Genomic DNA, 24,732 nt, shown 5'->3' on the forward strand with positions numbered 1-24,732 from the left:
GATGTTTCCGTTATACCTCATTACAGATCCGATCCTTTATCCCAAATCGACAGAGATCTCTCGGCCTTTTCCAACCGGTACAGAAGCTCGGAAGCTCCTTTTAGAAGCGGTCGGGCAGGCCCTGTCAGGAGGGGCGCGCCTGATTCAGTACCGAGATAAAAAGAGCCCGCGGAGTGAAATGTATGAGACGGCTAAACAGCTTCGAAGGATCACTTTGGAATACGGGGCGACGTTGATTATTAATGATCAGATCGACCTGGCGTTGGCGGTCGGCGCGGACGGAGTTCATTTGGGACAAGAGGACCTTCCGCTCTGGGTTGCGAGAAAAATCTTAGGGAATGAAGCGATCATCGGCATCTCCACCCATACGTTGGACGAAGCGGTGAGTGCAGAGGAGGAAGGGGCCGACTACATCGGCTTCGGACCGATTTTTAAAACCAAAACAAAAAGCGACATCCGGACGCCGGTCGGAGTGGAGGCGATCACGGCGATCAAACAAAAAATTCGGGTTCCGGTTTATGCGATCGGGGGAATTGAACGAGCCCACCTCTCTAAGCTGATCCTGGCCGGAGCCGACGGGGTTGCAGTGATCTCGGCGGTTGCCGGGAAGCTCCAGTCCAATGTGGAAGAGTGGCTCGGCCTCTTTAGACGCTTTGGAAAAGCTTTATCTTGACAAACAAAAGAGGAGGGGATAACCTTCCTTTAAAGGTTGAAGGTCATGGTACGCAGACTCTATTTGAAAGTGGGAGATCGGGTCGTCCATGGCCAGTTCCCCGAATGGGGAGGAGGCATGGTCGTAGAAGAACGGAACTCTGAGGTGTCGGGAGGGCTCTGCATGGTTCGAATCCTTTTCAAAGATGGGAAGGAGCGCTCCTTTATCAATAATTTGGACGACCACAACTGTTGTTACTACGCCGGTATTCGTCTTTCGTAGGTTCCTTTCCATAGATTTCTTTGACTTCACTCATCAACGCTGAGATACAGATGGCAAAAGAAAAGATCTTGGTGGTGGACGATGAAGCGAATATCCGCCTGTTATGTGAAGAGATCTTAACGAGACATGATTACCAACCAACCTGTGTCGACAGCCCCAGCAGGGCGCTGCGAGCCATCGAGAATGAGACGTTCGATCTCTTGATGACCGACATCTCGATGCCGGAGATGGACGGTCTTCAGCTTCTTCAGTCGATTAGAGAATTTCAGCAGGACCTCCCCGCCATTATCATCACCGGACATGGGCGCCTCGATCAAGCCATTCACTCCCTTCATGTCGGCGCCCAGGCCTTCATCGTTAAACCTTTCACTCAACAAGAACTTTTACAGGCGATTCAGGAAACGCTGGAAAAGAATCGTTTGATGAAGGAAAATCTCCGACTCAAGCTCTTGATGCCATTGTTCGACATCAGTCAGAATCTCTTGTTGGAGGTGAATCCCGCCGCCCTTTTCGAGCAGATCGTCCAAGTTGCTTTTAGGGAGACGAAGTCGGATCTGGCGGTTCTCCTGTCAAAAGACGATGAGACCGGCACGCTTGATATCCGGGCTTCTTTCCCTCAGCTGGGTTCTCCTGGAGAGGTTGTCCACTTAATTAAGGAGATCGGACGACGAACAGCGGAGGGGATGGAGGCGATCGTCTGTACGGAAGGAGAAGGTTTCGATTTCGAAATGGGCGCTTTGTTAATGAGGTCGGGATTCTCATCGTCTATTTCAGTTCCACTGACTTATCAAGGAAAAATATCTGCGGTTTTAAGTCTTTTTAAACATGCAGGAAATGTTTCATACAACCAGAGTGATATGGAATTGATCTCTATCCTCTCTGGGCAAGCGGTCATTGCCATCGAGAATGCTAAGCTGTTCGATCAATTGGAGAGATCGCACTTTGAATCGATGAAGGCCTTGGCCCAGGCGATAGAGGCAAAAGATCTTTATACACGTGGACACTGCGATCGGATGGTCCAGTATGCGCTTGCGATCGCCGAGCGATTGGGACTCTCTACAGAAGAGAAACGGCATCTCGGCTATGGCGCGGCCCTTCATGATATCGGTAAAATCGGTATTCATGAATTGATTTTGAACAAGTCGGGTAAATTAACAGATAAAGAGTATGAAGTCATGAAAGACCATCCGATGTTGGGCGCCGAAATCATTAAAGGGGTCGATTTCCTGAATCCGGTCGTTCCAATTATCTATTACCACCAGGAACGCTTTGATGGGAAGGGTTATCCGGAGGGACTCTCCGGGGAAGAAATTCCGATCGGCGCTCGGATTATCGCGATTCTAGACACATTCGATGCCATGACTTCAGATCGTCCGTATCGAAAAGCCTTGCCGATGGAGATCGCTTTCGCCGAATTACGCCGATGCACCGGAAGTCAGTTTGACCCGAAAATCGTTGAAACCCTGATTCAGATTATTCAAGAAGACCAACTCCGGTCCCACTCTCACCAGAGTCGCTAGAACGATTGTACGTCCAGCCAAGCACCGTCCTCTTCAACAGCTGATTTGCCATGAGTAACTTCTCGGATCTTTCAATTTCCCTTTCTTTCTTTCCGCTTTTTTTGAAATAAGGGAGGACACCCAGCAGAGGGATATCGGTCCGCTCGGCCAAGCTGGCTGGATTGGTCTCGTCGGCCAGGGAGCGGGATGGGGTGATTTGATTGAAGATGATTCCTGTAAATCGAATTCCCGCCGTTGATCCACAGCGGAGTGTCAACAGCGTGTGATTCAGCGTTCCGAGCCCGCTCCTGCCGACGAGGAGAACAGGGAGATTTAGCAACGTGATGAGGTCGAGAAGATCGAGATGAGCCGTTAAGGGGACCAGGAGTCCGCCTGCTCCCTCAACGATGATGAAAGCGTGACGCCGGCGGAGTTGATCATAGGCCCGGAGCACCTCTTCCAACTTGATCTCTTTTTTTTCTTGGAGAGCGGCGGCGCGGGGCGACAGCGCGGACTGGAAGCGGTAAGGAGTGATCCATTTAATCGGATCCCTTGTGCGGGCGGCGGCCTTCAGATAGGTTGCATCGGATGGAACCAGCTTTCCATTTTTCTTCTGGCATCCGGTTTCAACCGGTTTCATGACTCCGACATCTACACCGGTCAAGGAAAGTGCACGGGCAATCGCCCCGGCAATGACCGTTTTTCCGACGCCCGTATCCGTTCCGGCAATAAAAATTCCCTCTTCCATGAGACTAGTAGATCCTGCTATCGAGATTAAATATCTGACCGGATACATGCTTCATTTGGGCAAGGTGGCGAATAAATCCTGAGACCTCCGGCAGGGTGGAAGGCCTTTTTAATAGATTCTCATTTACAATTTTTTCCTTTTGAGCGGGAGTTAGAGAAGCGCTCATGCTGGTCTCAAGGAGGCCGGGCAGAACGGCGTTGACCTGAATTCCATAGGCTCCCCATTCTCTTGCTGCAGAGTGGGTCAGTGCGATGAGGCCCCGCTTCGACGCAGTGTAGGCGGCCTGGCCGATCCGCCCTGTAAAAGCGCTCTGCGAAGCGACATTGACAATATGTCCACCCCCCTGCGTTTTCATGATCCGTCCGGCCTCCCGAAGGCAGTAGAAGACCCCCGTTAAATTAATGTCCAATACATGATCCCAGGCTGCTTCATTCAATGTTGCATAGAGGTGGTCGTCAATGACCCCGGCGCTGTTGATCAGCAGATCGAGACGTTGCCATTTCATCAAGAGGTCGTCGAACATTTTCTTAACAGATTTAGAATCGCGTAGATCGGCCGTAAAGAGTGTCGATTCGGTCCCTGCCGCTTTTAGGAGTCGGAGGCTCTCTTCTCCCCTCTCGATATTGGAGTGAACATGAATGCCGATAGGTCCGACGCCGCAAAGCGAGTGGCAGAGGGCTTGACCAAGGCCGCCGGATCCACCTGTAATAAGGGTAACGGAAGTTGACATGATTTAGATGACTCGGAGTTCTTTGCCGATTTTTTCGAGCCCGCTCAGCAGCGTTTGAATTTGTTCTTCCGTATGGATTGCCATAATAGAGACCCGGAGGCGGCTGCCTTCTTCCGGAACGGTCGGCGGGCGAATAGCAGGAAGGTATATTCCCTCACCCAGCAATTTTTGAGAAAAGACAAGAGCCGTCTCTGCCTTCCCGATGAGAATAGGAATGATCGGTGTCTCACTGCCGCAAATATTAAAACCGAGTTGCTGAGCTTGATAACGAAAGTGGTTTGCCAACTTCCAGAGTCGCTGGCGAATTCCCGGCGCTTGCTCAATCAAGTCGAGGGCAGCGATGGCGACGGCTACAACAGAAGGTGGAAGGGCTGTGGTAAAAATGAATGGACGCGCCTTGTTGATCAGATATTGGATTGAAAGACGGTCCGCTGCGATAAAGCCACCGAGTCCACCGAGGGCTTTGCTGAGCGTCCCCATTTGAATGATCCGACGATTTGAAACTTGGAAATGGTCGCAGGTCCCCCCCCCATGGGGTCCCAATACCCCGGTTCCATGGGCGTCATCTAAATAAATCAGGGCGTCGAATTCTTCCGCCAGAGTGGCAAGCTCAGGCAGGGGAGCGATGTCTCCGTCCATACTAAAGACACCGTCCGTTACGATGAATGATCGCTGTGTCGATTTTCGTTGGCTCAGCAATTTTCGTAACTGTTCAGTATCTTTGTGTCGATAAACACGGAATGTGCCGCCTGACAGACGCGCGCCGTCTATGAGACTCGCATGGTTTAATCGATCGGAGAGGATGAGATCGGTTTTTTGAATAAAGGCCCCCAGTGCACCTAGATTTGTTGTATATCCGGTGGGGAAGACAAGGGCCGATTCCGTTGATTTCAGTCTCGCGAGGCGCTGTTCCAGTTCCGTATAGAGGCGGAGATTTCCTGAAATCAAGCGGGACGCCCCTCCACCGGTTCCCCATTTTTGGATCGCCTCGATCCCGGCTGATTTCAGAGCGGGGTGAGTGGTTAATCCAAGATAATCATTTGAAGAAAAAAGAAGGAGTCGTCTCCCGTTTTGATCAATTGTTGTCGGGGAGAACGAATCAATCGGAAGTAGGCTCCGAAGAAGATGCTCTTGCTCGAGGATGGAAATTTCTTTTTCGAAGTGAAGCATTTAGGAGTCTCTTTTTGCCGCCATTGTTAATCGATCCAAGGGGTTTTGTCAACCTCGTTTCCCAGAAATCCCTTGACAACCCAGGGCTAGCGGGTTAGAATGAATTCGTAAGGTTATAGTCGTTACAAGTCTTAATAAGTCCTTGAAAAAAGCTCGAAAAAAGCTCAGGTGAGAAGGAGGAGGGATGTTCGAGAAATTTACGGATAGAGGTAGAAAAATCATCATTCTTGCCCGTGAAGAAGCTGAGCGACATCAGAATGACTACCTGGGAACAGAACACCTCGTCTTGGCCCTGTTGCGAGAAGGGGACGGAATTGCTCTTGCCGTAATCAAAAAAATGGGGCTGTCGGTCGAGCAGATTCGTTTAGAGATTGAGCGAAATCTGCCGAGCGGGAGCAACACCATGACCTTTGGTGAAATTCCGTTTACTCCGCGTGTTAAGAAGGTCATTGAATATGCCGTAGAAGAGGCAAAGCTTCTCGGCCATAACTATATCGGCAGTGAGCATCTTTTGTTGGGGCTGTTAAGAGAAGAAGAGGGAATCGGCGGAAAAATTGTCCGGAGCTTAGGCGGCAACCTTCTAACAGCACGGCAGCTGACGATTAACCTTCTTCGTAAGACAACACCCCGCGAAAAAGATAAAAAGAGCAATACCCCCGCACTGGATGAGTTTGGTCGCGACCTAACCCAACTTGCGGCGGAGGGTACTTTAGATCCAGTCATCGGCCGTCACGACGAAATTGAACGAGTGCTTCAAATTCTAAGCCGTCGGACGAAAAACAATCCGGTTTTAATCGGGGAATCGGGTGTCGGTAAGACCGCCATCGTTGAAGGACTGGCACAGAAGATTGTCACAATGGATGTTCCCGATACGCTCTTGAATAAGCGGGTGATTGCGCTTGATCTTGGTTCCCTGGTTGCAGGTACAAAGTATCGTGGGCAATTCGAAGAGCGCCTCAAAGTGGTCATGAAAGAAATTGTGACCGCGGGGAATATTATTATCTTCATTGACGAACTCCATACTTTGGTTGGTGCCGGCGCGGCGGAGGGCTCCATTGATGCCTCCAACATGTTGAAGCCGGCCCTCTCCAGGGGCGAGATTCAGTGTATTGGCGCCACCACCCTTGATGAGTACCGAAAACATATTGAAAAGGACTCTGCTCTTAAGCGTCGGTTCCAGCCGATTTTTGTTCAGCCTCCCTCGCCGGAAGAGACCATTCAGATTATTAAGGGACTCAAAGATCGGTATGAAGAACACCATGGCGTCTCTATCACCGACGATGCGGTGGAAGAAGCAGTCCGCTTGTCTGACCGTTACATTTCAGATCGGTTCCTTCCCGATAAGGCGATTGATGTGATTGATGAAGCTGGCTCGCGGGCGAAGCTTATGGCGTACTCACGTCCGGAAGATCTAAGATCTCTTGAGCAAGAGGCAAAGAAAGTTTCACGGGAGAAAGATCTTGCCATCCGTCTGCAGAATTTTGAAGAAGCGGTAAAGTTCCGAGAAGAAGAAGAACGGCTGAAAAAGCTCGTCGAGGAAACAAAGAGAGAGTGGAAGAAGAATCAAGAGAAGAATAAGCCGAGCATTAGCCGAGAAGAAGTTGCTTATGTCGTCTCAAAAATGACCGGGATTCCTCTCTTCCGGATGGAAGAAGAAGAATCAAAGAAATTGCTCAATATGGAGGATGAACTCCATAAGAGAATCGTGGGACAGGAAGAAGCAATCTCGGTAATGGCAAGGGCGATTCGGAGATCTCGGGCCGGCTTGAAGGGTAACCGTCGGCCAATTGGTTCATTCATTTTTCTTGGACCGACCGGTGTTGGAAAAACGGAATTGGCTCGAGCGCTCGCTGAATTTCTATTTGATAGCGATGATGCGTTAATCCGAATTGATATGTCCGAGTATATGGAAAAATTCTCAAGTTCGAGATTGGTCGGAGCCCCTCCGGGATATGTCGGTTATGAAGAAGGTGGGCAGCTTACCGAAAAAGTGAGAAGGAGACCATATTCCGTGGTTCTTTTCGATGAGATTGAAAAGGCACACCCGGATATGTTTAACCTGCTGCTTCAGGTGCTCGATGATGGGTGTCTTACAGATAGCTTGGGACGTAAGATTGATTTCAAGAATACTGTTTTGATCATGACCTCCAATCTAGGGACCCGGATGGTAGATAAAACAGGAACACTTGGCTTTCAGAGAACGTCGGATGGAAATCTGCTTTCTAGGATGAAAGACGCCATTCATACCGAGCTAAAGCGCGCTTTTAATCCGGAGTTTTTAAACCGGATCGACGATATCGTCATTTTCCATCCGCTTGAGAAGAAACACCTTGAGAAAATTGTCGATATCCAGATCAATGAGTTGAACCAGAAATTGGCTGAGAAGGCCATCCACCTCGACCTGACGGAAGAGGTGAAACAGTGGTTGATTCATGAAGGATACGAGCCGGCTTATGGCGCTCGCCCAATGCGTCGTTGCATCCAGAAGAATATTGAAGATCTTCTTTCTGAGGAGATCATCAAGGGACACATTAAGGATGCCAAGAGAATTAAGGTCGTTCTTAAGGATAATGCGCCTTCCTTCGTTGAAGAAGAAGCGATGGCTGGGGTGTAATACTACTTGATTGATAATAATGGGTCGTGGAATACGGTATCGAGAGAGATTTCGATACCGTATTCTTTTATAGGCCCTGGAGTGGTGCAGGTATCTGGAGACGCTCAATGAGCCTGATTCATGAGGCTTTAAAGAAAGCGGCGACTGAAGGGGAAGCAGAGAAACAAGAGTCGACGCCACGGGTACTTCACCTGACGATTTCCACACCGCAGTCGCGTCCATATTTTTGGATCTCCATTGGAGTCTCCTTTCTCGCTTTATTATCTTTTCTCTTCGCCTATCAATATAAGGCAATCAACGTGTCGCGACCTCCCGATAAGAGCGGGCCTAGTGTTGCGATATCGCCGTCTCAAATCGATTTTGAGAAAAAGCGCTCTCAACAAAATACTTCTGCAACGGTATTGCAAGCAGAAGAAGGTCAGATCAAGATTAAAACGGAAAATGCAAACGGCGAAAGAGCGTTAAAGAATGGAATAAATTTTTACCGAAAGGGAGAATTTGATCATGCGTATGAAGCATTCCAAAAAGCAGTTGAATTAATTCCATCTTCTCCGATTGCGCACAATAACTTAGGATTGGTCATTCGGCAACAAGGAAAACCAAAGGAAGCCTTAAGTCATTATCAAGAGGCGATCCATCTCGATTCGAAATATGCAGAAGCTGAGAATAATATCGGTCTCATTCATGATCAAATGGGTTTCATTGACGAGGCCATCATTCATTATAAAAAAGCAATAAAAATCAAGCCGGAGATTGCGGCATTTCATCTTAATTATGCGACATTGTTAGAGCGAAAGGGTGACTTTTCAACGGCTCGTAAGGAATATCAACTTTTTATCGATCTACAAGGTGAAGCCCAGAGCGACCTTGTTCCTCAAGTCCGATCCCGCCTGAAAGAACTCCGAGGTCTTTGATTGATTATTTTAGGAATTGAAACTTCTTGCGATGAGACGGCGGTCGCACTCATTAAAGATGACGGTGTCATCCTCTCCGATTTGCTCTCATCTCAGGTGGACTTCCATCGTAAGTATGGAGGAGTGGTACCGGAACTGGCCTGTCGGAAACATGTCGAAACAATTGGACCATTGATCCGCGAAGCCATTCAAAAATCCGGCTGTTCATATGGGCAGGTGAACGCGATCGCGGTTACGGCAGGACCCGGTTTGGTCGGAGCATTGTTGGTCGGTGTTTCAATTGCAAAATCTCTCTCTTACGCTTTAAAGGTTCCACTTCTTGCCGTACACCATTTGGAAGGACATATCTCTTCTACTTTTATTGAGCATCCTCATATAGAATTTCCATGTGTTGCTTTGGTGGTGTCGGGTGGCCACACGAATCTTTACTTTATGCCTCAGCGAGGCAATTATCGATTGATTGGAAAGACGATCGATGATGCGGCAGGGGAAGTCTTAGATAAGGGAGCCAGAATGCTGGGATATTCATATCCCGGCGGACCGATCATTGACCGTCTGTCTCAGAAAGGAGATCCGAATCATATCTCTTTTCCCCGACCCTACCGGTCCTCCGCCAATTTAGACTTTAGTTTCAGCGGCCTTAAAACATCGCTGATGCATACACTCTCAAAGTTGGGCAGAACTCCTGAAGAGTATGTCCATCTGCATCCCGATATTGCTGCAGGATATCAAGCAGCCATTGTGGGCGCCTTGATTGAAAAGACGCTTTCAGCGGTGAGGAATGAAAAGGCAAAAAGTATGATGCTTGTAGGGGGTGTTGCAGCGAACACTCTATTGAGAAAGCGATTTGCCGAGATTGGAAAACAAGAGGGCGTAGCGACCTATATTCCAGCCGCTCGTTATTGCACTGATAATGGGGCCATGATTGCAATGGCGGGTCTCATTCATCTGGAACAAGAGCATTTCGCTACGTTTGGTTTAAATCCGAAACCGAATTGGGAATTAACAAGTTAGAAACACCCTGCCTGTTTTTCTCTCCTTTATTTTAATTCATACATAAAACCAAGATTCCGACATCGACTATCTAATCAGGGTATCCTTTCGTCGAGAAAGTGGCGCTCTCGTTGACATTTTCATGCCTTATGATAGGCTGATTCTAACTGTATTGAAACTCGGAATATTATCAGTCAAAGAAAATCTCAATATCTTAAGTCAGTTCATCATATTGAAGGTCCGGGAGATCATCACACTTGTAATAAGCCATCCGGAGGGCAATATAAATTGGGTCTTGCATGTGAGTAAAAGAGTTCTATTTTGCCTGCCATATTTCCTTTCAATTTTATGTTCCCTCGCTCCTATTTTACAAGCTAACTGCTATTCGGAAGAGCTCTCTCCCGATCTGTTTGGGAAAGGCGTGGAAGCCTTGCAGAGAGGGGACCTCAAGACAGCAGAAGACCTTTTCCGTGCGGTATTAAAAGATGACCGTGAGAATCCATTTGCTTATTTTAACTTGGGAAGTATCTTTGCGACAACGCGGAGAGTGGATCTGGCAATCCGCACGCTGAATATCGCAGTGGAACTCAAGCCTGATTTGGTGGCGGCACATCTTCGCCTGGCGGAAATTTACGAGGGTCAGGGCAATTTAATCGAGGCCATTAATGAATACGAAGAGGCCTATCTCTATCTGTCGAATAATTATCCGAATCAAGAGAGGACAATTCAAACACGGATTGAAAATCTCGAAAATACACTCCTCTTCAAAGAGAGTTCAGAGAGGGGAATGTCGGCGCTTCGGAAAGGCAGCTTTTTAGAGGCGGAGGCCGCATTTCGAGAGATGCTTTCGATAGAACCAAACAACGCACAAACATACAACTTACTCGGTGTTGTGTTGGGGATTCAGAATCGCTTCGATGAAGCGACAAACAGTTTTAAAGAATCGCTTCGCATTAAACCGGGTCTGACCGATTCTCGTATTCGACTTGCAGAACTTTATCAATTAAAAGGAGATCTCCCAGAAGCGAGAACGGAGTTGGAAAGGGCCCTTTTTTTTCTGGAGGACAGAGAGGGATCGGAGGCGCAATCTCTCGAAGAAAAGCTAAATGCCGTCGAAGATCAGTTGGAAGAAAAACCATTTCTGGAGAGAAGTCTTAAAGAAATGGAAAAGAATAACATTGATGCGGCCATTATAGCGCTTCAAGGATTGATTAAACTCAATCCCAATCAGCGTCTTGCTTATTTTAATTTGGGCAATCTCTGGGCACAAAAGAATCGACTGGATCTGGCCGAAATCTCTTTTAAAAAGGCAATTGAGAATGATCCAAATTATGCGGCGGCACATCAACGGCTTGGCCAGATTTATGAGCTGATCCGTTACTACAGCCGCGCGAAAACGGAGTATGAAAAAGCCAGGGATCTTTTAGGTAAAGGAGATCCGTTTCGTAGAGAGCTTGAGCAGTTGATTTTCAGAGCAGGACAGATTGAAAGCGTAGCGCAATCTAATGCTGAAGAGGCCTACCGGCGGAGTCAGATCTCTTTAAATGAAGGGAAGAATGAGGAAGCGCTTTCTTTTCTACAACAAGCGGTGGCCATTTATCCAGAGAAGTCTGAATTACATTATCGTCTGAGTGAATTGTACTATCAAAACAGTAAAATCGATTTGGCCATCAATGAGCTACTTGGGACCATTGAATTTGATTCCAAGTTTGCACTGGCTCATCAACGTCTCGGTTTACTATATGAGGAAAGGGGATACCTCTATCAAGCTTTTAAAAGGTTGAAACAGGCAGATGCGCTCCATCCAACCGAAGAGATTCGAGATCAGCTTAAGCAACTTTCTGAGAAGATTTTTGGCATTGAACAAAAGACAACTCCCATTATAAAAAAGGGGGACAAGGAAACAGAAAGTGGTCGATGGATGGCTGCGATCGACCTCTTAAAGCAAGCGCTTTCCTTGGCACCCGATAATACTCAGATACGAATGAGGCTCGGTGTTCTTTACGTGAAAAACGGGGATACGACGGAGGCATTTGCTGAATTTAACACGATCTCTTTGCAAGATCCCGAGGATGGCGAGGCACAATATCGATTGGGTTTTCTCTATTCTTCTGCCTCCCAATGGGAGGATGCAAAAAAAGCATTTGAATCAGCAATGGCCACAAATACCCTTCCGGACCCCCTTCGACTAAATGCGCAGTCCGAATTGGAACGGGTCAAATTAAAAATGCGAAATGAAAAGGATTCAAAAAGATATTTTAACCGAGGCACCCGCTACATGGCCGAACAGGATTACAATGCGGCGATTGAATCGTTGGAAAGAGTCATCCGCTTTTACCCATCCGACATAAATAGCCTTTATTTGATCGGTTATTCTTATGAAAATCTTGGAAATGAAAAAGAAGCGCTTCGATATTATAAACGGGTTTTAGAAATCAACCCGTCCCATATCCAAGCGAACCAACACCTCGGGTTGGTTTACGAGAAAATGGGAGAGACCGAAGTTGCGATAGGAATCTACCAAGGAAGCCTATCCTTGCTCGGAAAGGAAGATTCTCCAGAGTCGATCTGGATAAAGGAACGGCTGACCCCCCTCGCAAAACGGCTCTATGTCGTCTTGAACCAAGTGGTCCTTAGCTATAATAGCAATCCGGCCGGATCGTCAAAGCCTCAGGGAGACCTCTCATCAAACCTGGGCGTTTCTCTAACCTATTATTTAAAGAAAGATCAACGGTACCAATTGCCGATTGGGTTAAGCACCCAAAACACTTTTTTCTATCGATCGAATACGATCTATAGCAACGAAACCTTTTCGATCACTTCGGTCTCTCATCGATTACCGTATTCTCTCTCTTTTGGTTACAATGCCAGCCTCGGAGTTGCGCGGGGTGGTCCGACCGGTTTAGATCAAGTGGTCCTTTTCAACCTTGTTAAGAGAGGGAGTTTTCCGTCGACGATGAGTTTCGACTACAGCTATGATGATTTCGCATCGTATGGAAATCAAAACTTCAATGCGATTAGACAAAGTATCCGTTTAGGTATGACACAGGATTGGGGAATAAGCAGCTCTACATTATCGTATCGATTTCTCAGTAATGATGCAAGGCTGAAGGACCAGGCGTCAAGCACCCATGGTCTGGGAATCTCTTATAATCGAAGCTTCACATCCAATGTAAGGGGGACTGTCTCGTACAATCTGGAGCGGGTTCAATTCACGAATCCTGACTCACTTGCATTGTTATTACAAGGGAAGTTCATTCATCGCGAAAACTTCTTTCATAGCTTAAATCTAAGTCTGTCCTATTCTCTACAAAGCGACCTGACCATTGGTGCAAGTTACACAGAACAGAGAAATTATTCAAATCTGACATCGGGGGCGGTAACCGTAGAGCAAAGGCTATCCGGACAAGCCTCTTCTCTAGGTGATTATAGCCAGAGACTGATTAATCTCTTTTTGAATTGGTCATTTTGAAATTAGCCAATAATAACAAGGGCTTAAAATGTTGACAGCATTTAAGTCGTCTGATACCTTTGAAGTATACCCTCGAGTGAAAAATGCCCTTCTCGCCATTAGGAAAAGAATTCTATCCCAAGACAACCCGGCAGGACGATTCCATCCATGTAAGCTCACTTTTTTACGCTTGTTTTCTATCCTTGATAATTCTGTCTTACGGAGCAGCATTTGGGCAGGATGTGGAGGATATCTTCCCAAGTATCAAAACCCCTGAACAGAAGGAAACTCCCTCACCCAGGAAGGAACACGAAGTTCAACCTGGCCCGGAAAATAAACCCGCTCCGCCTTCCCCCCTTTTTAATCGAATTTGGGAAAATTTAAACAGTGATCTAACATGGGGAGGGTATCTGCGCAATGAGACGGCCTTCCGGGTCGTGACCCCCACCGGCTTCGATAAGATTTTGAACATTCTCCACTTGGAAGGACACTATCGCATTGCTCCCAAAATCCAACTTTCCGGAAGGATTCGCGCGTTTTACGACGCGGTATATGACGTAGAAAGTGTCGACGTCGTTAGTCCTAGAAAGGGGCCCGAGACGATCTTGCTTGATCAATTGTCCCCTGAGCAAGTCTCCAAACTGGACAGCAACAACGTTCGAGACGTTGAAATTGTCAAGGATCGAGTTGAGCTGAAGGAACTCTATCTCGATATGAATTTTCAAAACTTCGACCTCCGCATCGGAAGGCAGATTGTCCGCTGGGGCGTCGTTGAGGGAGCCCGTGTTACAGATGAAATTAACCCACTCGATTTCTATGAATTGATATTAAGAGACATCGATGACCGATATATTCCTCTTTTTATGATTAAAGGAGATCTTTATTTAGGATCGAATACGTTCGAGGGGATCATCATTCCAGAGGTGCGAGGGCATCGTCCAGCACCCCGCGCCAGTGAATGGGAGCAGTTTAGATTTCTTCCCGACCTAGAAAAACCGAAACAGCCTTATAGCGATTTTCCGAAAAACATTGAAAATACCGAGGTTGCACTGAAATATACGCGTGTGTTCTCAGGTTTTGAGCTCTCAGCCAGTTATTTTTATACCTGGGATGATTTTCCATCTTCATTCCGATCCATTGCAGGATCTGGAGAGTTTGCGCTTTCGCCTTCCGTCGATTTTAGGCCAAAGTATAACCGTCTTCGTATCTATGGAACCACTTTTTCTAAGACATTCCCTGGGTTTGTTTTAAATGCGGAGGCCGCTTATGTGAGCGGTAAGGTTTTTGGGGCTCGGCTCGGAGATGGCGTATTAACAAATGAAGGAGAGGTGCAGAGAGACTATGTTAAGTATGCGGTTGGAATGGATCTCTATTTTTTAGGGATGGATGTTTCTCCTGCTGCCATCCAACAGTATATCCTCGGTTATCAAAATGAAATTATTCAAGACAAGATAGATACCGTCGGGGCACTTTTCGTTCGCAAAGAATTTATTCATAACGTCTGGTCTGCGAATCTGCTTCTCCTCTATTTTTTAAACGATAAAGATTGGCTTATCAGGCCCAAAACTATTTATAACATTACCGATCGCCTTCGTGTCTCATTTGGAGTCGACATTTTTGAAGGGAAAATAGGAACGGGTCTCCCAGGCGAATTTCATTTTGTCGGCTTCTTCGATAACAATGATCGCATCTTCTGGGATGTAACCTACAGCTTCTGAAATTATATGAGGAAGTCGGTTGTATATATCGCAGTCCTTTTACTGCTATTTTTTACTGGTTGTAATTCCCAGACTTTTCCGGGGGGGCCCAGTTCAAGCGGTGTCAGGGATGTTCCATTCTCAGAAACTTACCTTTTCGACTTTAAGACCGGCGCAGGACCGATTACAAGGGACAATCCAGATGGAAATCTTCAAATTATCTCCTCAGCAGATCTGCTCACCCTCCTGGCTGCCGCCCAAGACAGTCAGCGGCTCGGCCTCGGTGTTATCAGCGGTCAAATATTATTCAATGGAAGCCCGGTCCAAGATGTCGCATTAAAAATAACCGATGCAGCGGGGAACCTCCTGGCCATTCGGATGGAAGGGAAGAGGGTCGGCAATAACCTGGTCCTTCCGGATGGTCTGGTCTGTCCGGCGGAGAGTGTCTCGCTTGATAATATTTGTATTAAAGGGAGCATCTATTATAACAGCCCGGGCGGTGTTCCGGATTTTTCGAATAATAAGGGTACCTCGGTGGCGGGGTCATATACGGTCTTCAATCTCCCCCCGGGAGATGTTTACCTCTGGGCTTCTCGCGGCGGCCGAGGAAATGGCCGGATCAAAGTTTTTGCAGATAAGATTTCTGTTGGAAAACTTCAAGTGGTTCCCATTTCGATCTCGACCGCCGGTGTGACTGGAAGCGTGATTGAAGCCAAGGATGAATCGACTGCCGTACCCCAGGCGACCTTAACCATCTTGGGCACCAACGACCCCGGATTAAGAACAACCAGCGATGCAAATGGACTCTACTCCCTCGTCTCCATCGGCACCAATGGCAACTACCTCATAAAAGTCAGCAAAGCAGGCCATTGGGACTCTTACCAATCGTTGAATACCACCCCTTTTCAGGCGGCGAGCAATATTCAGGATGTCACACGGACGGTTGAGAGTTACTCCAGTAGTTATGTGGCCGAAATTGGCTCGCGTGGAGGAGTTTCGGTGAATCCGAATCTCGGCATTATCACCGGACGGATCAAGGCAGGAGACGGAACACCGCAACATTGCGCCAAAATTTCTGTAAGAGATAGAAATGGAAACGACCTCGTGGCTTCCGGTGGAGCGGTTCTCGTTTACGTCGACGGTTCACGGGGAAGTTGCGCCGATCCAACGGATAAGAACCAGACCGCCACGAATGGTCTTTTTTTCATATATAACCTCCCCGAGGGAGAGCTCTCCGTCAATTATCTCAGCAGCGTTGCCACCGGAGCGGGTGCGACGGTCAGCGTTTCCAGCGGAGGGGTGGTCGCGCCTTCTTTCCCCGGTGTTGTTTTTGTCCAAGATATCTTCAATACAGGAAGCGGACTTTCTCAGGCACTCTCTGGCATCGTTACGGATGAAGGTGATCATCAGTCCACAGATGTACGGTTGACCTTTCTAGGTGTCCCTCCTCGAACATATCCATATAATCAGAACGGACAGAACACGTTTGACCTTGTTAGTGACGCCAAAAGTGATTCGTCGGCAAAATATACTATTCCTCAAAATTCGGACAGCAATGATCGCTATCCTCTAATTGGAGGAATACCATATCGGGTTAAGTTATCAAAAGCCGGATTTCCGGATACCTATCAAATTGTAAATATGCTTGATAAAGAGACCAAACAGAATCTTTTAATTCTTTCGACCTCCGGCATCACAGATTCCAGCAAGGGGGAGGTCTTTGGAATACTGACCGATCAGACGACGGGACAAACAGCCCAGAACGTGACATTGCGGGTAACCGATCTCAATGGTAATCCACTTGCGGGCGGTGAAGTCACTTCAGCAGACGGGACGTTTAGGGTTTCTAACCTTCCGAAAGGGATTATCAACCTTTCAGTCGTCTCCGGTGATGACTCTGGGAATACAACGGTTCAGGTCTTTGAAAACGGCGTCACTTATCTGGAGTTCGGTATGACGAAGGTGATTCCGGCTCAAATCTCGGTGTCGGGGAGCGTAACAGATCTGGCAGCCGCTTCGGTCGACCAGTCTCGGTTAAAAATTCTAGGAAGAAATGACGTTGTCTCTGTAGCCGGGAATGGGACATACCAAGGAAATCTGGAGACATTCGGACGATTTATTATTAAGGCGGAGAAAGAGGGATTCCATGACACCTATAATTTCTTTCCGCGTTCCGGTGTGATTAATACGCTGACGAGCCTCGACCTTTTCTCGGTATCGCGCAGTCAAACTGATACAGCCGCGGCGGAGACCGGGGTCAGCCTTGACCGGACGAAGGGGATCATTACGGGTACCACCGTTCGAAGCAGCTTTATGCAAAAGATCTGCGGCACCTGTCTCGCAACAGATACGCACGCGGCGGCCCTCGGATACTTTAATAAAGACACCTTTGTCGATGTGGCCGTGACCAATAAAACAGCTGGAACGGTGACTCTTTTGTTCGGAGTCGGAGATGAAAACGGTAGTTTTGTGAATACCAAGCCTCCATTAACGATAGGGGGAAATCCGACCGGGATTGCTGTGGGTGATTTCGATGGAAACGGCAGTGCCGACTTGGCCGTGGTCTACCAAGGAGGTAATGTGAACGATCCGATGCTGGCCATTTTTCTTGGGGATAAGAATGGAAACTTTACACCGGTTGCTTCCCCCATTGTAAATGCAGATCCACAACCGCAGCCACTTGCCCCAAGCCCCCTGAATAATCCTGTTGCATTGGCCGTTGGATTTTTTGATTCCGATAATATTGCCGACCTTGCCATCGTCAATGAAGGAGACAACTCCGTCATCGTCCTTTTGGGAAATGGGAATGGATCATTCCATCCAATCTATCAGAACAGCAGCATCGTTCGACATGGGGTGGAAAGCTCGCCCAAGGCAATCGTCGCCGGAGATTTTAATCAAGATCAACGTCTCGATATGGCCATTTCCAATTCAGGGAGCGGCACGATTACTGTCTTGTTGGGGAGCACCGATGGAACATTTCAGCCATTGAGTGACCCGAACACCGGATCGCCCCTCGTTATTGCTGCAGGAACGGATCCCGAGGCGATGACATTGGCTGACTTTAATTCGGACGGACGCTTGGACCTGGCCGTATTAAATAAATCTCAGAATAGCCTGACGATATTAGCAGGAAATACCAGCGGTGGTTTCGATCGGCTCACGGATGCAAATCACAATTCGATTCCTTCTATTCCTGTTGGAAACAACCCCTCCAGTATTAGTATCGGTGAATTTAATGGGGATGGGAGGATCGATTTAGCGGTTGTAAATCAAGGGGACAGTACCCTGCTCCCTCTCTTTGGAAATGGGGATGGAACATTCACAGCGGCCACGCCGCTTCTGCTCGGGGATACCGATGGAGATGGTACCCGGGAAGTTAATTTTACCGCACCTCAAGCCGTGATGATCTCTGATCTGGATCGGGACGGATTTTTTGATCTGACGGTTATCGGCTCACACGTAGCAAACCTGTTGGGGCGAGAAAATTCGACGGGGGGTGTTAGTGTAGAGGCGAGAGATTTGGAGGGAACGCGGGTGGGGACAGTCCGTTATCTCGACGCCGGAGGCCACGTCCTACCCAACGCAACGACCACCACGTCGAATGGCAAGTTTATGATCCTTAATGTCCCGCCGGGAATACTCATCGTACGAAGTACCGGCGGCGGCTCCGGGAATAGCATCGTGGACGTCTATGCGGATGCGGTCTCATACACAAAATTGAGAAGCATCTCGCTACAACCGTTCTTCATCCCGATCAGCGGCGTCACCTACGATCCGGTCGGTCCTCCACCTGCCGGTGTTCCTGTCGGATTAGTGAATATTCAACTCTTGGGTATGGATGTTCAAACAAGGTCTGACAGAATGACAGGGAATTATTCGTTCAACGTCGATGCGAACGGGGAGTATATCATCAGGCTATTCTGGGATCTTTCAAGGTAGTCCATCATCACGTCATTTATCCCATTCACACCTAAGCTAAATAATTGAAATTACATGTAAAGTATCTTTTATCCAGGTCTTCATTTATTTCTTGACAGAGGAATCAGGTAGTGCTATCTTTTTTAAAAAGATATTACCTTCTGCATCACAATAAAAAATATGTGTTAACAAATGAGCTTTTCCTTATACGAAAATAGCTTGGCCAGTGCCGATGGGGGCCAGATCAAAAGAAATCCTTTTGTTTTGGCAGCGCTTCTATCTTCACTCTCTATCCATCTGGTTTTAGGCTGGTATGCCTTGCAAATCATAAGAGATATTAAGATCCATGTTCCACGACGGCCTCTTGAGTTCAATCTTGTTAAGCCGCCGGAACCAATAGTCACACCGCCACAACCGCTTCCCATTTCACCCGTTCCGCGTACGATTTCTCCCCAGCCGAAGCCAAAAGTCGCCGTCAAAGAAGCGCCTGCGCCCAAACCAACAGTAAAACCACAGGAGGCGCCGAAACCGGAAACAATGAGAGAGCCTGTGAAGCCGGCCGAGATCGAGGAGGCCAAAACCAAGTCCTCTCAGTCGGTTCCTCTTTTTCCCCAGTCGGAGGAGACAGGTCCATTTATTAGTCCCAATAAAGAAGGAACGGCTGCAGAACCTTCTACTCAAGGGGTCCCGAGCGAACATTCGGGTAATGCATCAAGTAATACGGTATCGAGTCTGGTCCAAGGAAATGCTGGAGAACTGACCGGTCCTATTTTTGATGCAGACTACCTGAAGAATCCGATCCCTCCCTATCCATCGGCTGCCCGGAAGTTAAAATTGCAAGGAACCGTTATTGTCAGAGTACTGGTTAATTCCCAAGGCAAGCCTGAAATTATTCAGCTTGCACAAAGCTCCGGGGCATCGGTTTTGGATGGTGCCGCACTGAAAGCGGTTAAAGACTGGTCCTTCGTGCCGGCAAGAGAAGGAAGTAAGCCGGTATCGGCCTGGGTCGACGTGCCGATTCGATTTCGGCTTAATTAATTTAGATAAGGAATAGCAATGTCTCAATGGTTTGAAAGTCTACAGCATTCCGATCCGCTGGTCCTCGGTGTTTTATATCTCCTGGTCGCATTATCGGTTCTCACATGGTCCATCATCATCTATAAGGCATTAGAGCTTTGGCGGGCGGGCCGTGCAAATAAGCTCTATGCGCAGCAGTTTTGGCAAGATGACTTTGATATTTTGAAAGAGGGGAATAAGATATCCGACGCGGGGGGTCCCTTCGCATTTATTACCGCAAAGGGTTTGGAGGCACTGCAGCACTATCAAAAATACCCTGATGGACCTTCTGAAATTAAGGGATCTTTATCTGACGTATTGACCCGGGTGTTACGTCAATCGATCCAAGATTGTACAACACGCTTGGAGTCGGGGATCGGGCTCCTTGCAACGGTCGGGAATACAGCTCCTTTTATCGGATTGTTTGGTACCGTCGTCGGAATTATGTCGGCCCTAAAAGGGATTTCTCAGAGTGGGGCAGCCGGTTTAGATGTGGTTGCAGGCCCGATTGGAGAGGCGCTCATTGCCACTGCCGCCGGCCTTGCCTGTGCGATTCCTGCAGTCATCGCTTATAACAGTTTTGTTCGTCGTCTTCGCGTACTTGGAAATGGAATGGATGGATTTGCCCATGACGTATTGATCCGTCTTTCTTCCGAAGCTGCCGAGAGATCGCTCGTCTCGGCGGAGAGGAGATAGCCATGGCATTTGGTCAGTTGGAGCGCGGAGGGTCTCCCCAGCCAATGAGTGAAATCAACATGACACCCTTAGTCGATGTCATGCTGGTCTTGTTGATCATCTTCATTGTCACAGCCCCTTTGTTAACGCACAATGTAAAAATAAACCTGCCTAAAGCACAGACCACGGCATCAAGCATCCAAAATCCAATCAAGATTAGTCTCGCTCGAGACGCAGAAATTTATTTGGACGGTAAAAGTATCACTCGGCACGAGCTGGAATTTGCCTTGCGACAGCAAGTATCACGAGGGGAGCCGCCTACCGTGGAACTGCGCGCGGATGGGGATCTGGCGTATCAGCATGTTGTACGGCTGATGGCGTTGATCCAGAATACCGGTATAACCAAAATTTCATTTGTCACAGAACCTGCCAAGGGAGAAGAGACATCCGCAGCTTCCCTTTCAACTCCCTGATGTCACCCGTACTTAATCCAGCTTTTTAATGTGCCCTCATTTCTAGTAAGCGACCATGTCGCTCCAGGACCCACTTCGATTTCGTCTGATAATTATCTGTATCAATAAATCCATAGATTAATTTTTTAGTTTGACTTTTTATCTGATCGTGTTATTATTTTAAAAAAAGTAATACAATTCAGATAATAAATTTTTTCAAGTAACACCTAAATATTATACAAAATTGCGGATAATGATGGCCTGTGACGAAGCATACCACCGGCATTTTCACAAAAAGATCACACACAGCCATCCTCACACGAAAGACATGCACCACCACCCTGCTCACTCCGAGAACCGGGTGAGCATGCACATGAATATACCCATGAGGCGATTGAACATGAACACCCCGTCTCCCACAACGCACTCCATCCATTGAGCGGAGACAATCCAATAGAAACTGAAAAGAAGGAAAAGGAACGGAGAAGTTAGAGCGTTCCACCCAGGCACTTAAAATAAAAACATTCTGATAAGGAGACACACTCTTGTCACGCAATGCTACATCCGCTAAAAAAATAAAAAGAATCCTCCTCCAATTGGTAACTGGAGTCTCGATTTTTGCAGGTAATCCATTTGTACCGGAAGTGTTTGCCGGTGGGGTGCAGACGCTGGACACGGTAGAGGTTACAGACTCCGCCGAGAATCTGGTCGGCAGTGCCGACTCGTCGAACGAGGGGACCATCACTCCCAAGCAAATAGAAGAGCGCCCCTTCTCTCGCACGGGAGAGGTCTTGGAGCTGGTTCCCGGTCTGGAGGTCAGTCAGCACAGCGGCGAAGGAAAGGCGAATCAATATTATCTGCGAGGTTTTCAACTTGACCATGGAACCGACTTTGCCACCACCGTTTGTGGCGAGCCGGTCAATATGCCGACGCATGCCCACGGCCAAGGCTACTCCGATCTAAACTTTATGATCCCGGAAGTCATTAGCGGCATCCAATATATGAAAGGTCCTTATTATGCGGAGAACGGGGACTTTTCCGCCGCCGGCGCGGCCAATATGCCTTGTGCAAATGTGTTTCCAAAACAGATTTTCAAGCTTGAAGCAGGGACCGATGGCTATCGCCGTGCCCTTCTGGCCGGTTCTGTTCATGTCGGAAGGGGCGATCTCCTCTACGCATTCGAAGGGTTCTACAATGATGGGCCTTGGGAACATCCGGACAACTATCGAAAGCTCAATGGGCTGCTCCGTTATAGCTGGGGGGGAGCGGAAAATCAGTTTGCGATGACTGTGATGGGATACCATGGAAACTGGGATTCGACCGATCAGATTGCCAAGCGGGCGATCGGCACCGTCCAATGCCGTATCGTCGGGGGATGCGCGTTGATCGATCGCTTCGGCTCGCTGGATCCGAGCGACGGTGGAAAGTCTTATCGATACAGTGCCGCGGGCGAGTGGCAGCGAACCGCAGGAAACTCGGTGACCCGAGCCAACCTCTATGCAATTGATTACGGCTTGGATCTCTGGTCCGATTTCACCTACTTTCTAAATGACCCGATCAATGGCGATCAAATCCAGCAATCCGACCGACGAATGGTCACCGGCCTGAGAACGAGCCAAACCTGGTTTGGGAAGATCGGCGATCATGAAATGGACAATACGATCGGTCTTCAACTCCGCAATGACAACATCGCCAAGGTAGGACTTTATCACACCGTGGCGCGACAGATCCTCGACACCGTCTCCCAGGATCATGTCCGGCAAACGAGCGAAGCGGTTTACTTCCAGAACCGATTCCAGTGGATGGAAAAGTTACGGACCATTGCCGGGGTCCGGGCCGATTTTTATCAATGGCATGTCATCAGCAACAATGAGTTGAATTCCGGTAATGCCAGCGACTCCATCGTCAGTCCCAAGCTGAGCATGATCGTTGGTCCCTGGGCAAAAACAGAGTTTTATGTCAATGCCGGTTATGGATTTCATAGCAACGACGGGCGGGGCACCACGATTTCCGTTGATCCGTCGACAGGGGAACCGGCTAAAAAAGTCGATGGGTTAGTCCGCGCGAAGGGAGCCGAAATCGGAACGCGCACGGCGATTATTCCCCACTTGCAGACCGAGCTGACGATCTGGGTGTTAAACCTCGACTCCGAATTGACGTTCGTCGGAGATGCGGGCGGGACGGAAGCAGGTCCTCCGAGTCACCGAAGAGGGGTCGAGTTTGCAAATTATTATACCCCGACTCCGTGGCTCACTCTCGATGCCGACTTTGCTTACTCTTGGTCATATTTTGTCGATAATCCCGGCGGCCACTACATTCCGGAATCTCCTGAAGGAATTGCATCGGCCGGAATTTTTGTCAATAACTTGGCCGGATTTATGGGAGGGGCACGGCTACGCTACTTCGGACCCCGTCCACTGACGGAAGACAATAACATCCGATCGGATTCTGCGACGACGGTCGATACCCGAGTCGGATATGAATTCACCAAAGACTGGGTGCTGGCACTGGATGTGTTCAACGTGTTCAATTCCAAGGTAAGTGACATTGAATATTATTATCCCTCCCGGCTTCAAGGAGAAGCGCCCGGCTCGGATGATGGCGGATACAATGATATCCATTTACATCCGATGAACCCGCGTGAATTCCGGGTCACCTTAACCGCCCGATTCTAGCGCCGTCCGGGATGCGAAACAAAGGTTAAGAGGGGACACAAAAAGAGATATTGAGGCCGGTCAGTTGATAGATCGTTTGATAGGTCCGGAGGGAAATGCTGCGGCATTAACCCCGCAAGGCCGTTGCTCTTTTTGTCGATACCAAATCCATGTTTTGGAAGAGGGGACTTCGGCCGTCATTAAGGCGGCCGTCATTAAAACGGATCTCAAGACAAAGAGAACCGTTGCGAAGTGTCCGAAGTGTAAGCAGTGGCTAATCGTGCCGCTGCGGTACTGTCCGGAACGGGCGGCGGTATAGTATCGAGATAACTCGAAGCAGGCAAAGAAGTCGTTTAAGACAAAAAAGCCGCGACGAGGAGAGTGACCTCTCTCCCGTTGCGGCTTTTTTCTTTTGGGGAGGTTGATATGTCATCTGATCAACATATCCAGAAAGGTCTTCAAAATAAAATCGGCGCGATTTTCCAACCCAAAGGCAAGACGGTCTCCGACGAAATCTGGTCGGGTCCCCATCGTCTTGTCGGAACCGAGATCTGGCTGGAGAACGACGGCAGAGAGAAAATTCTGTTAGAAGGGGTTACCGGAATTGAATTCCGAGAAGGGAAGATCCTCTTTCAAACCGTCCTAGGAGAGCGCCTGATTCTTCAGACCGAATGGACCCGGGTGACCCTTCGGGAGAGCGGTTTCATTCTTCAAATGAAATAGAAACAAGCGTTCAATTACGGACGAGGAAGAAGATTTTTTCAGTTGGCACTTCGATTTGAATTGCAGTAGGGGCGGGTCGTCCGGCTGCGCGGGTCGGCTTGCCGGGCGAAGAGAAGGAGACCCAGCGGCAACCGGGTCTCCTTCAATCAGCTATTATATTAGTGTTGATGGTGTTCCTCTTTGTGGTCATGGGGGTGGCTGTGAGACTCCGGCTTGTGTTCATGGTCGTGCGCATGCTCACCCTTTTCTTGATCGTGCTTATGATGTTCATCCTGTTTGTGAGGATGACTGTGCTTTAAAGGCTTGTGCTGATGTGAATCCTCTTTCATGTCACTCTCCTTTGTAAAGTGTGAGAGATCGGTTTTTCTAAATTGGCTTTTTTGTCGTGGGTGACTTTTTTGCCTCAGGTGAGATTGTACCACCCTGTCACCAGGAATACCAGAGGGCGAAGCAACCTAAAACGATACCTTAGGAGTTAAAGAGATCTTTATAGAAGGAAGG

Annotated in this window: 17 protein-coding genes; 14 read left to right on the forward strand and 3 right to left on the reverse strand. The window is 48.3% G+C overall.

The features are described from left to right. Position 1 precedes the first annotated feature (1 nt). Genes thiE through HY282_19115 form a run of 3 tightly spaced genes read left to right on the forward strand, consistent with a single transcriptional unit; the run spans position 2 to position 2,454 of the window. Entirely contained in the window at positions 2-673 is a 672-nt protein-coding gene (gene thiE / locus HY282_19105; protein MBI3805868.1) for a thiamine phosphate synthase, read from the forward strand. 45 nt (positions 674-718) lie between these two features. Further along, complete coding sequence (locus tag HY282_19110) at positions 719-934, forward strand: DUF3553 domain-containing protein (protein ID MBI3805869.1); 216 nt, start codon at positions 719-721, stop codon at positions 932-934. A 50-nt stretch (positions 935-984) separates the two neighbouring features. Further along, positions 985-2,454, forward strand: a complete 1,470-nt coding sequence (locus tag HY282_19115) for a response regulator (GenBank protein MBI3805870.1) — start codon at positions 985-987, stop codon at positions 2,452-2,454. Here HY282_19115 and bioD read toward each other — a convergent pair. From bioD to bioF, 3 genes are read right to left on the reverse strand one after another with little or no spacing between them, the layout of a single operon-like run. Continuing rightward, the gene (gene bioD / locus HY282_19120) at positions 2,408-3,181 is read right to left on the reverse strand and encodes a dethiobiotin synthase (protein ID MBI3805871.1); all 774 of its coding nucleotides are present in this window, start codon (positions 3,179-3,181) and stop codon (positions 2,408-2,410) included. The genes HY282_19115 and bioD overlap by 47 nt on opposite strands. A 4-nt stretch (positions 3,182-3,185) precedes the next feature. Beyond that, positions 3,186-3,911 (reverse strand): SDR family NAD(P)-dependent oxidoreductase, encoded by a 726-nt coding sequence (locus HY282_19125; protein ID MBI3805872.1) that lies wholly within the window; start codon positions 3,909-3,911, stop codon positions 3,186-3,188. Between the two features lie 3 nt (positions 3,912-3,914). Further along, positions 3,915-5,081: an 8-amino-7-oxononanoate synthase gene (bioF, locus tag HY282_19130; protein ID MBI3805873.1), complete on the reverse strand. Its 1,167-nt coding sequence runs from the start codon at positions 5,079-5,081 to the stop codon at positions 3,915-3,917. A gap of 184 nt (positions 5,082-5,265) precedes the next feature. Here bioF and HY282_19135 point away from each other — a divergent pair, with 184 nt between their 5' ends. The 11 genes from HY282_19135 (at position 5,266) to HY282_19185 (ending at position 24,231) form a co-directional block, all read left to right on the forward strand. Then, entirely contained in the window at positions 5,266-7,695 is a 2,430-nt protein-coding gene (locus HY282_19135) for an ATP-dependent Clp protease ATP-binding subunit (protein ID MBI3805874.1), read from the forward strand. Positions 7,696-7,802: 107 nt separating this feature from the next. Beyond that, complete coding sequence (locus tag HY282_19140) at positions 7,803-8,609, forward strand: tetratricopeptide repeat protein (protein MBI3805875.1); 807 nt, start codon at positions 7,803-7,805, stop codon at positions 8,607-8,609. After that, positions 8,610-9,623, forward strand: coding sequence for a tRNA (adenosine(37)-N6)-threonylcarbamoyltransferase complex transferase subunit TsaD (gene tsaD, locus HY282_19145; GenBank protein MBI3805876.1), 1,014 nt, complete (start codon positions 8,610-8,612; stop codon positions 9,621-9,623). Positions 9,624-9,744: 121 nt separating this feature from the next. Continuing rightward, positions 9,745-13,074 (forward strand): tetratricopeptide repeat protein, encoded by a 3,330-nt coding sequence (locus tag HY282_19150; protein ID MBI3805877.1) that lies wholly within the window; start codon positions 9,745-9,747, stop codon positions 13,072-13,074. 83 nt (positions 13,075-13,157) lie between these two features. Further along, the gene (locus tag HY282_19155; protein ID MBI3805878.1) at positions 13,158-14,771 is read left to right on the forward strand and encodes a hypothetical protein; all 1,614 of its coding nucleotides are present in this window, start codon (positions 13,158-13,160) and stop codon (positions 14,769-14,771) included. Between the two features lie 6 nt (positions 14,772-14,777). Next, entirely contained in the window at positions 14,778-18,692 is a 3,915-nt protein-coding gene (locus tag HY282_19160; GenBank protein MBI3805879.1) for a VCBS repeat-containing protein, read from the forward strand. Between the two features lie 171 nt (positions 18,693-18,863). Then, on the forward strand, positions 18,864-19,709 hold the full coding sequence (locus tag HY282_19165; GenBank protein ID MBI3805880.1) for an energy transducer TonB: 846 nt from the start codon (positions 18,864-18,866) through the stop codon (positions 19,707-19,709). Between the two features lie 18 nt (positions 19,710-19,727). Further along, positions 19,728-20,423: a MotA/TolQ/ExbB proton channel family protein gene (locus HY282_19170; GenBank protein MBI3805881.1), complete on the forward strand. Its 696-nt coding sequence runs from the start codon at positions 19,728-19,730 to the stop codon at positions 20,421-20,423. 2 nt (positions 20,424-20,425) lie between these two features. After that, on the forward strand, positions 20,426-20,875 hold the full coding sequence (locus tag HY282_19175) for a biopolymer transporter ExbD (GenBank protein ID MBI3805882.1): 450 nt from the start codon (positions 20,426-20,428) through the stop codon (positions 20,873-20,875). A gap of 623 nt (positions 20,876-21,498) precedes the next feature. Next, positions 21,499-23,529, forward strand: coding sequence for a TonB-dependent receptor (locus tag HY282_19180; GenBank protein ID MBI3805883.1), 2,031 nt, complete (start codon positions 21,499-21,501; stop codon positions 23,527-23,529). 405 nt (positions 23,530-23,934) lie between these two features. Further along, positions 23,935-24,231 (forward strand): CooT family nickel-binding protein, encoded by a 297-nt coding sequence (locus tag HY282_19185; GenBank protein MBI3805884.1) that lies wholly within the window; start codon positions 23,935-23,937, stop codon positions 24,229-24,231. The last annotated feature ends 501 nt before the right edge of the window (positions 24,232-24,732 follow it).

It is taken from the genome of Candidatus Manganitrophaceae bacterium (genome assembly GCA_016200325.1).
Classification (GTDB): Bacteria; Nitrospirota; Nitrospiria; order SBBL01; family Manganitrophaceae; genus Manganitrophus.

What these genes read in the sequence shown, in the direction of transcription:
- thiE (MBI3805868.1), top strand. Translation starts at nt 2, where the DNA reads ATGTTTCCGTTATACCTCATTACAGATCCGATCCTTTATCCCAAATCG.
- HY282_19110 (MBI3805869.1), top strand. Translation starts at nt 719, where the DNA reads ATGGTACGCAGACTCTATTTGAAAGTGGGAGATCGGGTCGTCCATGGC.
- HY282_19115 (MBI3805870.1), top strand. Translation starts at nt 985, where the DNA reads ATGGCAAAAGAAAAGATCTTGGTGGTGGACGATGAAGCGAATATCCGC.
- bioD (MBI3805871.1), bottom strand. Translation starts at nt 3,181, where the DNA reads ATGGAAGAGGGAATTTTTATTGCCGGAACGGATACGGGCGTCGGAAAA.
- HY282_19125 (MBI3805872.1), bottom strand. Translation starts at nt 3,911, where the DNA reads ATGTCAACTTCCGTTACCCTTATTACAGGTGGATCCGGCGGCCTTGGT.
- bioF (MBI3805873.1), bottom strand. Translation starts at nt 5,081, where the DNA reads ATGCTTCACTTCGAAAAAGAAATTTCCATCCTCGAGCAAGAGCATCTT.
- HY282_19135 (MBI3805874.1), top strand. Translation starts at nt 5,266, where the DNA reads ATGTTCGAGAAATTTACGGATAGAGGTAGAAAAATCATCATTCTTGCC.
- HY282_19140 (MBI3805875.1), top strand. Translation starts at nt 7,803, where the DNA reads ATGAGCCTGATTCATGAGGCTTTAAAGAAAGCGGCGACTGAAGGGGAA.
- HY282_19150 (MBI3805877.1), top strand. Translation starts at nt 9,745, where the DNA reads ATGCCTTATGATAGGCTGATTCTAACTGTATTGAAACTCGGAATATTA.
- HY282_19155 (MBI3805878.1), top strand. Translation starts at nt 13,158, where the DNA reads ATGCCCTTCTCGCCATTAGGAAAAGAATTCTATCCCAAGACAACCCGG.
- HY282_19160 (MBI3805879.1), top strand. Translation starts at nt 14,778, where the DNA reads ATGAGGAAGTCGGTTGTATATATCGCAGTCCTTTTACTGCTATTTTTT.
- HY282_19165 (MBI3805880.1), top strand. Translation starts at nt 18,864, where the DNA reads ATGAGCTTTTCCTTATACGAAAATAGCTTGGCCAGTGCCGATGGGGGC.
- HY282_19170 (MBI3805881.1), top strand. Translation starts at nt 19,728, where the DNA reads ATGTCTCAATGGTTTGAAAGTCTACAGCATTCCGATCCGCTGGTCCTC.
- HY282_19175 (MBI3805882.1), top strand. Translation starts at nt 20,426, where the DNA reads ATGGCATTTGGTCAGTTGGAGCGCGGAGGGTCTCCCCAGCCAATGAGT.
- HY282_19185 (MBI3805884.1), top strand. Translation starts at nt 23,935, where the DNA reads ATGTCATCTGATCAACATATCCAGAAAGGTCTTCAAAATAAAATCGGC.